Source organism: Microvirga terrae (assembly GCF_013307435.2).
In the GTDB taxonomy this organism is placed as follows: domain Bacteria; phylum Pseudomonadota; class Alphaproteobacteria; order Rhizobiales; family Beijerinckiaceae; genus Microvirga; species Microvirga terrae.
This window is the reverse complement of the sequence record NZ_CP102846.1, coordinates 172794-187791: the sequence shown is the minus strand read 5'-3', so window position 1 is coordinate 187791 and position 14998 is coordinate 172794. Positions and strand designations below refer to the sequence as shown.

At 58.0% G+C, this 14998-nt stretch carries 13 protein-coding genes and 1 pseudogene; 7 read left to right on the top strand and 7 right to left on the bottom strand.

Annotated elements, in window-relative coordinates:
- Positions 1–124 precede the first annotated feature (124 nt).
- From HPT29_RS25685 to HPT29_RS25675, 3 genes are all read right to left on the bottom strand, one after another.
- Positions 125–1387, bottom strand: coding sequence for a patatin-like phospholipase family protein (locus HPT29_RS25685; protein WP_173945907.1), 1263 nt, complete (start codon positions 1385–1387; stop codon positions 125–127).
- A 1773-nt stretch (positions 1388–3160) separates the two neighbouring features.
- Positions 3161–4612 carry a YncE family protein gene (locus tag HPT29_RS25680; RefSeq protein ID WP_173945906.1) on the bottom strand — a complete coding sequence of 484 codons (1452 nt, stop codon included), beginning with the start codon at positions 4610–4612 and terminating at the stop codon, positions 3161–3163.
- A gap of 32 nt (positions 4613–4644) precedes the next feature.
- Positions 4645–5097: a DUF305 domain-containing protein gene (locus HPT29_RS25675; RefSeq protein ID WP_173945905.1), complete on the bottom strand. Its 453-nt coding sequence runs from the start codon at positions 5095–5097 to the stop codon at positions 4645–4647.
- A gap of 1616 nt (positions 5098–6713) precedes the next feature.
- On the opposite strand from HPT29_RS25675, the gene HPT29_RS25670 reads away from it, so the two are divergent.
- The 6 genes and pseudogenes from HPT29_RS25670 to HPT29_RS25650 all read left to right on the top strand — a co-directional run bounded on the left by HPT29_RS25670 (position 6714) and on the right by HPT29_RS25650 (position 11131).
- Positions 6714–7061, top strand: coding sequence for an SH3-like domain-containing protein (locus tag HPT29_RS25670; protein WP_173945904.1), 348 nt, complete (start codon positions 6714–6716; stop codon positions 7059–7061).
- Positions 7062–7064: 3 nt separating this feature from the next.
- Entirely contained in the window at positions 7065–7703 is a 639-nt protein-coding gene (nthA, locus tag HPT29_RS25665; protein ID WP_259061021.1) for a nitrile hydratase subunit alpha, read from the top strand.
- Between the two features lie 2 nt (positions 7704–7705).
- Complete coding sequence (locus HPT29_RS25660; protein WP_173945903.1) at positions 7706–8065, top strand: SH3-like domain-containing protein; 360 nt, start codon at positions 7706–7708, stop codon at positions 8063–8065.
- Between the two features lie 4 nt (positions 8066–8069).
- Entirely contained in the window at positions 8070–8897 is an 828-nt protein-coding gene (locus tag HPT29_RS28975; RefSeq protein WP_173945902.1) for an aquaporin, read from the top strand.
- Between the two features lie 77 nt (positions 8898–8974).
- Positions 8975–9988 (top strand): HoxN/HupN/NixA family nickel/cobalt transporter, encoded by a 1014-nt coding sequence (locus HPT29_RS25655; protein WP_173945901.1) that lies wholly within the window; start codon positions 8975–8977, stop codon positions 9986–9988.
- Between the two features lie 269 nt (positions 9989–10257).
- Positions 10258–11131: pseudogene (locus tag HPT29_RS25650) on the top strand (IS481 family transposase).
- A 13-nt stretch (positions 11132–11144) separates the two neighbouring features.
- Here HPT29_RS25650 and HPT29_RS25645 read toward each other — a convergent pair.
- The 3 genes from HPT29_RS25645 to HPT29_RS25635 all read right to left on the bottom strand — a co-directional run bounded on the left by HPT29_RS25645 (position 11145) and on the right by HPT29_RS25635 (position 12984).
- The gene (locus HPT29_RS25645) at positions 11145–11516 is read right to left on the bottom strand and encodes a calcium:cation antiporter (RefSeq protein WP_173945900.1); all 372 of its coding nucleotides are present in this window, start codon (positions 11514–11516) and stop codon (positions 11145–11147) included.
- A 138-nt stretch (positions 11517–11654) separates the two neighbouring features.
- A complete protein-coding gene (locus tag HPT29_RS25640; protein ID WP_259061069.1) occupies positions 11655–11960 on the bottom strand; it encodes a cupin domain-containing protein in 306 nt (101 codons plus the stop codon).
- A gap of 403 nt (positions 11961–12363) precedes the next feature.
- Entirely contained in the window at positions 12364–12984 is a 621-nt protein-coding gene (locus HPT29_RS25635; RefSeq protein ID WP_210271962.1) for a hypothetical protein, read from the bottom strand.
- A gap of 374 nt (positions 12985–13358) precedes the next feature.
- Between HPT29_RS25635 and HPT29_RS25630 the strand changes: the two genes are divergently transcribed.
- A complete protein-coding gene (locus HPT29_RS25630; protein ID WP_173945899.1) occupies positions 13359–14420 on the top strand; it encodes an SDR family oxidoreductase in 1062 nt (353 codons plus the stop codon).
- Positions 14421–14447: 27 nt separating this feature from the next.
- Here the strand turns inward: HPT29_RS25630 and HPT29_RS25625 are convergent, their stop codons facing one another.
- On the bottom strand, positions 14448–14825 hold the full coding sequence (locus HPT29_RS25625; RefSeq protein WP_173945898.1) for a hypothetical protein: 378 nt from the start codon (positions 14823–14825) through the stop codon (positions 14448–14450).
- Positions 14826–14998 lie beyond the last annotated feature (173 nt).

The following is a 14998-nucleotide window of genomic DNA, read 5'->3' as shown; positions in this document are numbered from 1 at the left end:
TCCGCGCTTGGACGCGAGCTGCGCCGAACGGAGACCGGTGGAATCAAGCTTCTCTCGAAAGTTGCTGTTTTTTGTTGATAATAACGGTGCTCGCTCAGGAGCCGATCTTGCGCTGGTCCCAATGCTACCGAAACTCTAAACGTTTCCTTCCTGTGAAATCCCGATCTACCGCCTCGGGAGCAGGTGCGAACGCCTTTGCGAACGCTTCCTTCGAAGCCGCCCGAGTGTAGCCGTGCTCGAAGAGCGCTGCCATGTAAGTTGGGTCAAATGGTCCCGAACTCGGCCTGTTGAAGTCATCGGCCACAAATGTCAGGTTGAAATCGATGCCTTGGCTTCGGCTGATCTGAAAGATCACCGCGAGTTCGAGAGCCGCGAAAGCCTTGGTGCCCACTGACATGGCGCGCCCGAGTACCGCCGAGGTGATGCGCTCAGTGAGCGCAAAGTTGGGTCGGAGCGTGTTGTTGACCACCAGGTACAGGTGGTCGACTGGTAGGCGTTCGATGGCCTGATTGTCCAGCAGCATTGGCTGGGGCGCCACAAAAAGGTATGCGCTCGCGCTGCCGTCCACATGCATCTCCTGGAAGTGTCGGTTGTCGCCCACGACATCAATCATGACAGGCTGGAAGAGACCCGGAATGCTGGCTGAGGCGAGCAGTACCTTGCAGAACAACGTTACCGCTTCAGGCCCGCCATGGGCCGCAATCGCGCCCATGTTCCATAACACGGGTCGCTGAGCATCGACATTCGTGGTCAGAGCGAAGAGTCGGCGGCCACGCCGATGTTCCGCCGCCACTTCGAGAAGGAGCCCAGGCGTGATCCAGCGGGCGATCGTGTCGCTTAGCGGCCAGCTAGAGAGTAGACTCTCGGCACTTCCTCCAAACTCGAATACATCGGCGGCGCTGATCGTCGTGTAGACCCGTTTGAGTACTTCATCGTAGCGCGGTCCCAAGAACGCAAAAGGAGCGATGAGCGCGCCCGTGCTGACACCGGTCACGACGGCGAACTCAGGCCGGCCTCCAGAGGCCGTCCAGCCGGCCAGCACGCCTGCACCATATGCTCCGTCGTCACCACCACCCGAAAGCGAAAGCCATGAGACATCACGCTGTGCCCACAGATTCTGTACGAGCGGGAGGAAGGTGTCCGGGTTGTCAGCCCACAGGCGCACACCTGACATGCCTGCAATCTCAGCGGCCGAAGCCGCCTCCGGAGAAACCGGAGTGCGCTCCGTTTCACGCTGGGGCACATGACGCAGATCCGAGCGCGAGGCCGCAAGGCCGACACTCGGTCCGATGACGCTGCCGAGGACCCCAGCGGCGACGGCGGCGATGTGGCGTCGGTTCAGGCCGGCCTTGCCGGTTGCAGGCTCACAGCCGCAGGAGTTATCCATGGCGCGCTCACTCCTCTACAGCCGCATGTTCGTGATCGGAACCGCAGCGCTCGGCAGTCCGACACTGATCCCGTTTGTCGTAGACTGAGCAGGGCGGCCAAGTATGTCACCGTCAGTATTGTGGCCAGAGCCAATCCACTGATCGGCGAGACAAGCGAGATCCTTCATGGATATGGTTAGAGGCCCAGTCAGATGTGTGTCATATTTGAAGCACGTCCCGTGTGGCTCCAGACGGTGGCGGACTGGATAACGAAGCTCTGCTGCTGAAGTTTAGCAGCGACCTTGGTACCCTCGGCGATCTTTATAGTGCGCCACCGGGCCATAATGGCCGGACCGCATTGCTGATGCTTATGGTCCGGTGGACTTAATCCCAACACTGAGCCAGGATGCAAAGACGTTTCATTTCAGCCTGGAGAGCAGGCAGTGAAATGAGAAAAAGTGAAGATAGGTGCCGCATTTCGGACTGGAAATTCGCGGTGCCCGTTACGAGTGCCATGTGTCACTTGCTTGTCTTGGTGATGATTACAACAACCCCTATGGTCTCATCCTTTATCTAAAATCTGAAACATACATTTTGACACACTTACTGAACTTCCGATGCAATGGGCTCACTGTATGCTTTATTAAGATTAGAGTACATCAGCCGGCACGAGCAATCCATTATACTCTGGGCAACGGCATCGGTACAATGGCTTAGTGCGTCGGTACGAAGGTTGCGCCTACGACCGCTGATGTAATCCCGAACTCCATGAGACGAGTTGTCTGGTAACCAAGACCCTTCCAGATGTCCTGAAAGTCTCTCAGGGATCGCGTGCAAGGGGCAGTTTCGGGGTCGCTATTCGCGATACTCCGTTCCCCACATACACATCTTTGGTGGCACATCAGAAGTCGGAATCTTCCTATCGGAGTCCTCAATGTGCGTCATCTACCAGCCACGAGACGAACACCCTTCCCACTGATTTCGATGACGAGCGTCGAAACCTCAAGCGTTCCCAATCACGCTACGTTAGGTGCTTCTCTGACCATCATCCTGATCAAATCTGTCCACACGTCCTCGTTTGGCGTTGAACTATCGTCTACATGAGAGGATCAGTCGCTACCGTGCCGCGCAACAGGCAGCCGTGCTTATCGGCGCTGAAGTTCGTGGTATCCCCTTGTGATATATCCAGACCGGCGTATTGAGTCATCGTCGGCTTCTGCTCTGTCGCCTAATCGGCGTCTCACCCAGAATTTTCGATTAACCCGCGGCTACCAGATGTGCGGACAAGAGTCACGTCAGGCACCCCACCGCAAAGTCGAATTATCAGTTCAGTGGATTGGTATAATCCATCCCGCAGCAATGATAGGTCAGGGTCGCTCCGACGTGGGCTGACACGGAGCCAACGCGAACTGGCTTCCAGGCGATCGCTCGCCGCTGGAGCGCTGAGTGGACCATCAGTTCGTTGACCGCTAGAGCATCGGACGAGAATCCGGACCCAACGCGTTCTGCACCTCAGTAATCTGGAGTTATCCCGAAGACGCCGGAGGTTGCGTCCACTTTTGGGATCGGACCCGATGCTCAATCCTTTAAGCGGTGCATCGTTCGGCGCGGAAAGCCGGGTCCACTTTTCCGCACGATGCGCTAACCGGTGGTTTGCCAATGCTACGAATGCCTGATTGAAAATTGCGAGATGCTTCTTTGTTCCACCTTAGCCGGATGCTGCTGCGACACCTCACCCGAAAAATAGGGTAACTATTTGCCAGCCTCTAACCCAGGCTGACATATGACAGTGTTCATTCAACCTGAACCTGAACGGGGGGGCCCATGTCAGTCGCTGTCCCCGGTACGACCATCAGATAGCGGCGTTGGGCAGGCTCCCTTCCCTGGACGATTTGGCGGATTGGACCGGTTGCATTGACAATGGCAGAGCCGGCTGGATTGGTCATAAAGGCTGACAGGGGTTCAACGACGCCTGTGCCATCCGGATGACTTGCCAGCGCCAGAACGTAAGGCTTCCTGGGCTCCAGTCCGGCAACGGAGGCTTGGAGGATCTGGGTCAGCCCCTGGTCGAACAGTGATACGCTTGTCGGTGCGGTGCCGCCCCTGACAGGGGCGAGCACGATGTGGGTGGCTTGCCCGGCCACGCCGAGCGGTTGCAGACCACTCGTCCCATCCCCGTCGGGAACAGCGTTCGGCACGTAAACAAGGGCCTGGGGGGCCTGTCCGATCGGAATGGTCGCAACCACTTGGTTTGTCGCGGTGTCGATCACAGCAAGGGCGTCGCTATTCTCAAGACCGACATAGATCCGGCTGCCGTCGCCTGACGGCCACACCCCATGCGGGAGGTTTCCGGTCGGGATCGTCCCGACGGGCGAGAAGTCGTCGGTCCGAAAGACCTTCACCTCGTTCAACCCACCGACGGTCACATAGGCAAAGGAGCCCTGAGGCGTCCACGCAAAATTGACATGGTTGGTGATGGGCCCGGTGTCGAGAGTCTTCAGAACGGAGAACGGAGGCTGGGCCTCGAACACCATGGTACGGCCGACATCCTTCAAGGTGAACCAGACCTGCCGGCCATCCGGTGTCGCGGCAATGTTCGGGCAGAACGGAGATTCCTGTTTCACTCGCCCGACAATCCGGTGATCGGCAACGGAGATCACAACCGTTTCGGGGTTGAAGGAGGAGCAGACGTAGCCATAGGTCCCATCCGGTGAGAAGATCTGCATGCCTGGTCCACCTGGCACCTGGATCCGGCTCTTTTCCTCAAAGGTCGCGCCGTCGAGAACAGCCACATAGTCTTCACCACGCACAGTGACCCAGACCTCTTTTCCATCGGGCGTGAAGAAGGCCTCGTGAGGCGAACGCCCGACGTAGGTCGTATGCTTGACCGCATTCGTGGCGGTGTCGATGAAAGTAACGGAGTTCGACCCGATGGACACGACCGCAAGGGTCTTGTGGTCAGGAGAGAAGCCCATCCCGTGGACAAGAACCTGGCCCCGATAGAGCGGGCTGAAGTTGGCCGGCTGGGGTTCGCCCAATCGGATGACGCCAAGCAACCTGTTGTCAGTAGGATCTGTGACGGACACTGTGTTTGAGAACTGTTCGGCCGCATAAACCCGGTCCCGATGGCTGATCCTCACGTCCGGATCGGCTGCTGCCCCGGGAGCCTGTCCGGCCTGAACCCCTATGGCGGTGGAGCTGGCAACCATCGCCATGACTGCAAGTGTCACAACCTGTCGCTTCATGGGTCTCGTCCCTTCCTGTACTGGCACGGGAGCTAAGGTGATGCCGGCTCCGCTGGGGATCCGCCCACGGAGTGAGGCGGATCGCCGATCGCAAGCCGCATGGCGGCGATCTCCTGCTGCTGCGTGACGATAATCTCCTGCGCGAGACGTCGGATCTGCTCGTTGCGGCCAAAGCGGAGTACGGCCGCCGCCATGTCGATGGCGCCTTGATGATGCGGGATCATCATCGCAACGAAATCCCGATCGATGTCACCAGATGGACCAGCCGCCATCTCAGCCATCATCTTGCTCATGGCAGCATTGCTCTGCGTGATGAAGGCCTCTTCATCAGGTGAGATTGTCCGCTTGGCTGTGCGCTGTGATGAATGCCCATGGCTGTCCGCTGACAGCCTATGCTCATGACCGATGGCGGTTGCCACCACCGCCCCGGAAATAATACCGGCGATAGCGATACCGGTTAGGCTTCTAGCGCTAGAAGCGTGCATAGTCTGATCTCCGCCAGGAGTGTAATACGGAACCTCGAGCTTGAGGAGCGTTATGACCCTGGATCTGTCGACAACGTCGCGATCGATGCTAGCACATTATTCATGGCCTCCTAATGCACCGAGACTCGTACCAAAGCTTCGTTGTTGCCGTAGGATTTCCCTCAAAAAGAGGCCGCCCAAGACGGCGGCAAAAGTGAGGGGGCTAACATGCAAACCAGTCTTGCGTCGACACTAGCAAGCATCACGCCATCAGTATGCAGCTGGGGCTCCGCTAGGTCTTTCAAGAACGCCCGAATCTCGTTGGGATACATAATCGCTCCATCGACGATTTTTAATGATCGGCCCAGAAAGTCTACAACGAAGACCCGGTGTGCCGAAAGAGAGTCTGTGGATCTTCTCGAAAGCCCTGTCTAACTGTGTTCACAACGCTCAGCACAATTCTGCACACTCTAACATAACATTTGTGTCAGCTCGACGTTCAGCATCTTTACGGTCTCACGTCGGAGGGCCGGTCCTTTTAGGGGGTCGACGGAAACGCCCAATACAAAGCCCTTCCGAAAATGTTTGAATGATCCATCTGCGGACAAAGTCACCCTGGGCACCGCGGACCGCCTGGAGCTCGCCCGACGTAACTCGACCTATATGTCGAGTGCAGTGGCGGCGAGGAGTTATGAGAGCTTGAGGGGGGCATGCCTTTGTCCGCGAGCCAGCTAATAGTCGACGGTATGAAACATCGATCTGAGGTGACGTAGGCTCGCCCATGGGCGTCGAACAGCGAGGCCTGTGTGGGTGCGCATCCTACGTATTGTGGATGTAGTCGTCAGGGGCGGCACAAAACCAGTAGGGGTGCTATTCTAGTTGGCTCCGAAGGCTTTGCAGCAGCGACGAGCAGAGATTTCGGGTTGTCGGGCGAACTGCCTGGAACGGTCAGGACGTACGAGATGTGTCCGGGGCGCCTGCCCGCAAGCAAAAACGGATCGACGCAGCACTGATGGGGGAGATCGAGCGTCCAGCCAGCGAAAGAGCGAGGACGAGGCTGGTAGTCCCATTATGCGTTATCGCTAGGAACCTCTATGCCAGGTTGATCTCCAAGGCAATTCGTGACAGCTATTGCGGGGACGAGCAGACCATCATCATGGAATGTGCGCTTTAGCCGTTTCGCGAACCTGGGCTTTCTGAAAGCTCGCGAATGATTGCGGCAGGTCAGCACAGCTCCCAGCCTCGTGCTCTCATGAGCAGATTCACGGTCTCATCATTTGCGCTCAGGCTGACTCGCTTCAGGCTGCAGATCATAAATGCAGCTTCGATCTCGAAGGGTAGCAACGAACCGTATCCCTTTGCTCCCAACTTCGCCTCCCCGGGGGCCATCGCCGGGGCGCCAGATCTTTATATACCGCTGTATAATTGCTGCACATCCAACCGCGAATTAGAACTCTAGAGACGGCTGCGACTTGGTTTGGTAAATGAATGCCAACCGGAAGGTAACGATCGCTCACAGCTGACATCTCTGCGTGCCCTCACTGATCATGACATAAGCACAGAATACAGCGAACGTATCACGCCTAGGACAGTATCTCGCAAGTGTGAGACCATCAGGCTGAAAGGAGCGTTAAGTGATGAATGAACTGTCCCAGAACGATCTGTCAAAGTCCGAGCAGCCCGTCGCAGCACTCGGTGAAATTCCAGCCTTTGGACCTGGAGACCAAGTGAGAATCCTCACCCGTTCACCCATCGGCCATTATCGTGTTCCATCGTACTTACGCGGACAGCGGGCTACCGTGCTGTCGGTTGTCCGGCCCAGAGCGATTGACAATGAAGAGGAAGGTTACGGCAAAAATGCTGGATGGAAGGGCTATTACTATCGAATCGCCGTTCCAATGGCTTCGATTTGGTCGAGCTACAATGGATCCTCATCTGACAGACTTCAGATCGACATCTTCGAAACCTGGCTCGCGGGAGAGTAAGACGTGGCTCATTCTGAACACCATCACCATTCACACAGCGAGATCTCCAATACCAGCGCTCCTAGCTATTTCGACGTGATGGAGGCCGCTGTTCAAGAACTCCTCATCGAAAAAGGCTTGATCAAGCCGGGAGAGATCAGGCGCCAAATTGAAGTACTCGACTCAAGAACTCCTGCGCTTGGAGCAAAGGTAGTGGCACGCGCGTGGATTGATCCCGAATTTCGCCAACGTCTTCTGGAGAACGGCCGCGCGGCCTGTGAGGAACTGGACATTAGTTTCTACGACGATACGCAGCTGGTTGTTCTTGAGAACACCCCGAGGGTGCACAACCTCGTTGTTTGTACCCTTTGCTCCTGCTACCCGCGACCTGTGCTAGGCCTCCCACCTGACTGGTACAAGCTAAAGCCGTACCGAGCGCGTGCAGTTTACGAGCCACGTGCCGTTCTCGCAGAGTTTGGAACGCATGTTCCAGATGACGTCGAGGTCCGCGTCAGCGACTCGACAGCAATGGTTCGCTATCTTGTCCTTCCAATGCGTCCAGAGTCCACAGAACACCTAAATGAGGAGCAACTGGCAGCTCTCGTCACGCGAGATTCAATGATTGGTGTTGTGCCCGCTCTCAATAGCGACGGGGGAGTTTAATTATGTCAGGATCTGAACACCTGTTAACACGTCTCCCCAATGACATCGGTGGTCTTCCCGCAGATCAGATCAGCAGAGTTGAGCATGAACTCGAACCGTGGGAGAAGCGCTGCCACGCGCTTGCCGACGTCTTAGACTATCACAAGATCATCAACACAGAGGAGAAGCGTCGTGGGGTTGAAGCTCTTGGAAGTGAGGTTATCGCCCACCTTAGCTATTATGAGCGGTGGATTGCCGCGTTCGCCAATATTTTGTTTGAAAAGGGAATATTAACGCCCGAGGAACTCGCCCGAAAAATGGAAGCGGTGGAGCAGAATTGGGCCGCAACGCTGTCCGAAGTTGAACGGAGAATGGGATCGTGAGCACATGAGAGCGGGCGATCACAGCGGCATATGCTACTACGAGCGCAATAGCAGTGTCCCGCTCGTCAAACGTGCAACCGCCGAAGCGCTCGGGACGATGCTACTTTCCATCGTGGTTGCCGGATCGGTGTTCTCCTCTTCCTTATGGAGTCAGCCGGGGCACGTCTCGGGCGCGTTAGCAATACCTGGGGCGCTTGGCAGTCTCATACTGGCCTTTGGGCCTCTGTCGGGAGGTCATTTCAACCCCGTATTCACTCTACTTCAATGGCTTTCAGGTGAGCGAGATGGACCAAGTACCATGAGCTATGTTCTAGCTCAGGTGCTTGGGGCAGCATTGGGAATACAACTCGCACGTTTGCTTTTTGGGATCCAATCTACGGATTCGTCCGAAGCAGCAGACGTCCTTCGCAGTGCCGCGAGCGAATTCATAGTGAGCGCTGGACTCGTAGCCGTCGTACTTTGTTGCGTTCGCGCCTCTCGGATTGAGGTTGTACCGGTCGTAGCAGCAGGCTGGCTAATGGCGTGCATCTCTGCAGCTCCCTCCTCGTTAGCTAACCCGGCACTATCCTTTGCGCTCCTCGGTGCAAGTCGTATTACTGAACAATCGGTAGTTGGCGCGGTCATCTACATCGTGTCTCAGTTGGCCGGAGGTGCCCTAGCGCAACTTACCATCAACACTCTCTACCGAAATTTTGGTAGTCCAGTGCGGGCGAGCATCGATCCAGTATTAGCGTCCTCTGTCCTAGGTGTATCGGCGGAGTCAAGCGCACAAACAGGTGAGGAGCATAGCAGGGTAATTGGATCATCTCACAGCACAAGCCGGAGTTCGTGAATATGACTAGCGCACAGCAACAACCGAGGTTGTCCATGACCTTAGATCAGAAGGGCATCAAAGGAGGTATACAGTCCATGTACGCAGCTCAACGGTTTAGAGTTGCTGCTCTCTATCTCACTCTGGCAGTACTGAATGTTGGGGCCTGGCTCTGGGCACTTGTTGTCTTCTGGGATAATCCCTCGCTTCTGGGTGTCGCCTCTGTCGTGTATATGCTCGGCCTCCGGCACGCAGTCGATGCCGATCACATCGCCGCAATTGACAATGCAACTCGCCAACTGGTTCAGAATGGGCAACGTCCAGTGGCAACTGGCTTCTTCTTTGCTGTAGGGCATTCGGCTCTCATCGTGGTTGTCTCAATCTTAGCGGCATATGCCGCGGCCACCCTGGAGATCTTCGACAGTTACCGCTCTCTCGGAGAGGCCGTTAGCACGTCTGTGACTATCACGTTCCTCGCTGGGATCGCCGTTTTGAATGCCGCAATCCTAGCTTCCACCCTCAAAGCGTACCGTCGCATGAAATCAGGTCACGGAGGCTCGCGGGAGCAACTGGAAGCACTGTTGATTGGGGGCGGTTTGTTCTCGCGCATGTTTCGACCGTTGTTTCGATTCGTGAATAAGAGCTGGCATATGATGCCTGTGGGCTTTCTGTTTGCCCTGAGCTTCGATACCGCAACTGAGATTGCAATCTTCGGTATTTCCGCAACCCATGCTGCACAGGGACTGCAGCCAAGCTTGATAGTAATCTTTCCTATCCTGTTCGCCGCAGGCATGTCGCTTGTCGACGCAACTGAGGGTCTCCTTATGTTGAAAGTGTACGACTGGGCGTTTATCGATCCTACGCGGAAAATCCGTTACAACTTGGTTGTGACGTCGGTTTCTGTAGTATTGGCTGTGTTCATCGCTACGATACAAGTGGTGAGCATCATTGGTGACAAACTGTCGGTTCACGGGCCATTCTGGGACACTGTTTACGGACTTGGTGACAACTTCGAAGTGCTTGGCATGCTGGTGATTGTGCTTTTCCTCATAATATGGGCGATAAGCCTTGCAAACGCTCGGCGCGCGAAGCCTATCACCGTTCAGGATTAGAGTTTCGGCAGCTCCCGCGTGAGGCTTAGACGTCACGTATGTTAATGGGGGTCGAATTTCCTCATGCTTATCCAGGAGCCCCTGGTCTGCGAGATCTTGCTGGACACAAAGTTATTTCAGCGAATGGGCCGCTTGGTGTGAGCTCTGAGGAGGTTGTTCATCCCGTCTGAGGGCCTGAAGGTGGTCGTTGCGACACGAACCCCTGATGGACCTGAGAGATAAACAACCCGCATCAGAATGCCCGTACGACCCGCTTGGGTCGAGCGGAAATGATCCGCCGTATCCTCGAAGACGGCTAGGCAATCCGAGAGGTGACCCGAGGCTTCGGCATCAGCGAGCGGAGCGCGCAAGTGGCTGGCCCGCTTCAAGGCTGAAGGTCCAAGCGGACTGGAGAAGCGCTCCTTCCGTCCCACGACGGTGGCCAATCGCACGGCCGCGTACTGGATTGGCGTAATCGAGCACCTCCGGCGGGAGTACCGGCTGACGGCCGACGAGATCGCCGGCAAGCTGAAGCTGGTCCGCTCCACTGTCCCAGCCTGGCTCATCCGGCGTGGCTTGGGTCGCCTGACAGCCCCGGAGCCAAAGGAGCCGCCGCGGCGCTACCAGCGCCAGCACCCCGGCGAGTTGATCCACCTGGACATCAAGAAGTTGGCCTGCTTCGAGCGGGTGGGTCATCGCATCACGGGTGATCGGCGCAACCCCAGTGCTGGGTACGACTGCTTTCATGTGGCCATCGATGACGCCACCCGGCTCGCCTGCGTCGAGGTGCTGCCGGATGAGACCCGCCGCTCCACCACGGCCTTCCTGGTACGGGCGCTACGCCGGTTCAGAGCGCGTGGCATCCGGGCCGAGCGGGTGATGACAGACAACGGGTCAGGGTACGTCGCACGGCTGTTCCGCGAGGCGCTGCGGCTGCTCGGGATCCGGCACGTCCGCACGAGGCCCTACACGTCCAAGACCAATGGCACGGCCGAGCGCTTCATCCAGACGCTGCTGCGGGAATGGGCCTATGCGATCCCGTTCAGCTCATCCCATGCGAGAGCCGCCGACCTGCCGCGGTGGCTGACCTGGTACAATCAGCAGCGCCCGCATGGTAGCCTCGGCCGACGAACACCGGCTCACACCCTCGCCGGAACAACCTGATCAGAACCCACACCTAGTCGGCATTTGTCTTCAGGGAGTCGGCGGCGCGGGTAGTGAGGTAATCCCGCCCCGAGCGAGGGTCATATTTGGACTGGGTAGACTGCATGGTCGCGGTCACTGGCCTCGGCTCCCCCGCCACCATCACGGAGATGTTTGGCCCAACTTCCAGGGTTGTGATCGCAAGGGTGAGGAGGATCGATCCGAACGGTTCGCCGGTCTGGACAGCGAGGATCTCCGCGTGATCAACCGCCGCGAAAGCCGCGCCGGCCAGCAGTATGACCGCCCTGATCAGGATGGGCCAGCTTTCGACGTTCACCCACCCAGCCAGCTTCGCGAGAACCAGGAGCGCTCCTGTGACGGGATCCACCCAGCACCAATGGGGCATCCGGTGTGGTTTCTGGCCATGGAGAGGCAGGGATCCTTCAGGCAAATGGTGCATTGCATCTGTTATTGCGGTCTCGGTTGGTCGGCCAGGAGCCGTTCTGGGGCAGTGCAGGTTCTGTTGCCGATGGCGTGCTGCGCCTCAGCCCGTCGGGGTTTCGGTGCGGCTCACCGGCGGTCCGGGGAACTCCACCTGCCACCGGGCGCCGAAGGCGTCGAGGACCAAGCGGTCCGGCACACCCTCCTTCATGACGCCGGCAAGCTCGGTGATGAAGGCAGCAGCATCCAGGGCCGGCGTGATCAGGATGTATTGGCGGGCAGGCTTATCGGTCACGTTGACAAAGCCATGCTCGGCGCCGCCCGGGATGCTCACCACATCGCCTTCCTCGGCATAGAAGCGGCGGCCCTCGACCTCGTAGCGGTAGCGCCCTTCGAGGACGCGGAAGATCTCCGCTTCGCGTCCCGATGCCGCGGCGGGCCAGCTCCGGGCGCATTGGTCGTCTCGATGATGGTGAAGGCGTCACCGGCCGCCGAGCGGGGCATGCGGACGTGGAGATCGAGCCCGATTGCCGGGATCCTGATCGGCGGCTCCGCCCCTCTGGAACGGATGAATGCGATGCTCATGGACCTCTTGTCGTTTGCTCCTCGGCCACCGGGTACGATCATGCCGCGGCTGGCTCGATTTGAGACCTCATTCGCGGCGATCCTTCTAAGGTTCCAATGCGAGTAGTCGCCTCGCTACGCCGGCTCCACCAGCACTGGCCATGACAACTTTATCAAAGCAAGTGAGAGCCGGCTGAGATCTGATCTTTGCAGTCCTAGTTCGTGTCAACTAGCTTAGCCGAGCCGCGTCATTGAGCACGCGCCTCGCCAACCCGCTGCGACGGCGCGAAGCGCGCATGCACGCCCCGAAGCTGGTGCGGCGAAGTGGTGGCTATCCGATGCCTTCTGTGCATATGGACGGTATGGCGAGGTCGCCGAACGATGACAACCCTTTGTGCCGGATAGCTGTAGGGGAAGTAGCTGTAGGCGGGGTAACGGTAGTAGCCGTAGTCCGGATAGCGATAGGGATAATAGTCGTACGCTGGGTACCCGTAATCAGCCCGATAGCCGTAATCATACGGGTAGCCGTATACACCGAATAGGTTACCGGCGAACAGGCCGGCCCCGAAGCCATCAAATCCCCGGTGAAAGCCGTACCCTCGATAGTAGCCGAACCCTCGGTGGAAGCCGCCATAGCCGCCGTAACCACCGCGGAGGCCACCAAAGCCGCTCGGATGGAAGCCGCCATAGCCACCGCGGAAGCCGCCATAGCCACCGCGGAAGCCGCCATAACCACCATGGAAACCGCCAAAGCCACCGCCGTGGAACCCACCACCGTGGAAACCGCCGAAGCCGCGAGCTTCAGCACTTGATGCTGCCGCTACACTGAGCGCGGCAGCCGTCAAAAGAGCAACTCCAAGCTTTTTCATTTCCCTACGACCTTCTGCGTTTTGCCGGCACAGTGCCGCGCCGAGGTTCAATGAAAATCCGACAAAGGACGGTACTGTGACTAGGTGTTGCACGAGTAGAGGTTGATCCGAAGCATCGGAAGTGGGCGACCGACATTTCTCCGACTTCATCGAATCGAGTTCTACCGGCTGTCGTCACGAGAGAGATGTGGTCGAGGAGCATCATGTCAGCCTGAGAGATCTGACAGGTTGTTCTCCTGCACGACCTCACCTGGCTTGGTCGAAGCGGCACCCGGCAGCAATGACGACAGGGTAGCCAACAAGGTACCGGACGGTCTCCTCTAGCGACCGACGGCTACGATGCCTAGCTACTATCTCCGAACCAGGAGGCTGCAATGGCTAAGACGGCGTTGGTGGCAGGAGTGAGCGGTGTCGTCGGGAGCGCAACGGCAGCGCTGCTGGCCGCTGAGGGCTGGGAGGTTCTCGGTGTGGCCCGAAGACTGCCAGCGCAGACGGGCGTGACGCCGATCGCGGTCGATCTCCACGACGCGGCCGCACTCGCATTGGCTCTTGCCGAGGTCAAGCCGGAGGCCGTGTTCATCACCACCTGGTCACGCCAGGCGACGGAAGCAGAGAACATCCGCGTCAATGCCGCCATGGTGCGCAATCTCCTGAATGGGCTGCGGCCGGCCGGCTCGGTCCGACACGTCGCACTGGTCACGGGTCTCAAGCACTACCTTGGCCCCTTTGAGGCCTATGGCAAGGGCACGCTCCCGCAGACACCGTTCCGCGAAGATCAAGGCCGGCTCGACGTCGAGAACTTCTACTATGCGCAGGAGGACGAGGTATTCACGGCAGCCCAGCGCGACGGTTTCACCTGGAGCATCCATCGCCCGCATACGGTCATCGGCAAGGCCGTGGGCAACGCCATGAACATGGGAACGACCCTGGCCGTCTATGCCACACTCTGCCGCGAGACGGGACGTCCCTTCCGCTTTCCAGGCTCGGCGGCACAATGGAATGGGTTGACCGACGTGACCGATGCCCGGCTGCTCGCCAGACATCTTCTCTGGGCAGCGACGACCCCTGCCGCCATTAATCAGGCATTCAACGTGGTCAACGGTGATGTCTTTCGCTGGAACTGGATGTGGGCACGCCTTGCCGAATGGTTGGACCTTGACCCCGCCCCGTTTGACGGGTCCGTCCTGCCCCTGGAAGAGCAGATGGAGGAGGACGCCCCTATTTGGCGTGAGATTGCCGAGCGCGAGGGCTTGTTTGAGCCAGACCTCGGCCGTCTTGCATCGCCTTGGCACACGGATGCGGATCTCGGAAGGCCGATCGAGGTCGTGACCGACATGTCGAAGAGCCGTCGTCTGGGCTTTACCGCCTACCAGCCGACCGATGACGCCTTCTTTGACCCCTTTGCAGAGTTCAGAGCTGACCGGTTGATCCCTTAATCCTGACCTGCCGATCTTTGGCATTCGCTACAGAATGCAGGCAAAGCGTGCCATGAGTTGCTGCGGTTGGGCAGCAATGATCAGGCATTGGGCGGCAAATGCCACCAGTTCTAATCTGTATCGCTTGATATTGTCCGGCTCCAGACTGCGGCATGCCACCCAGACTGTCTTGGGCTTACACGGGGCGCCTACAGTGTCGATGGTTGTGTGCAGCGGATCGTCAGCTTTGATCTTGGGGAGAGCTGAGAACAATTTGAGCATTCTTCCGCTAACGACCATGTAGGTCTCTCGACCGTAGAAGGCGATTTGGTTGAAACGGGAATTCTTCCGGTCCTCAACGAGGTGATGATAGGCTGCCTTGGCGTGATCGCAACTGAAGTACCAGCAGACAAACATCCTCGTCAATCAACTAGGCATCTTGAGAAATCGGTATGCAAAAGGGCTCCTGGGAACCCTTTGCGTTGGATGCTACTACTGTACGGTACGGCAGCGCTGGACGCGCTCTAGAATTGGGCGGCCTCGTACCCAGCGCCGGACAACCTCCGTCTTACAAATTCGCCGAGGTGGACCAAAACGGC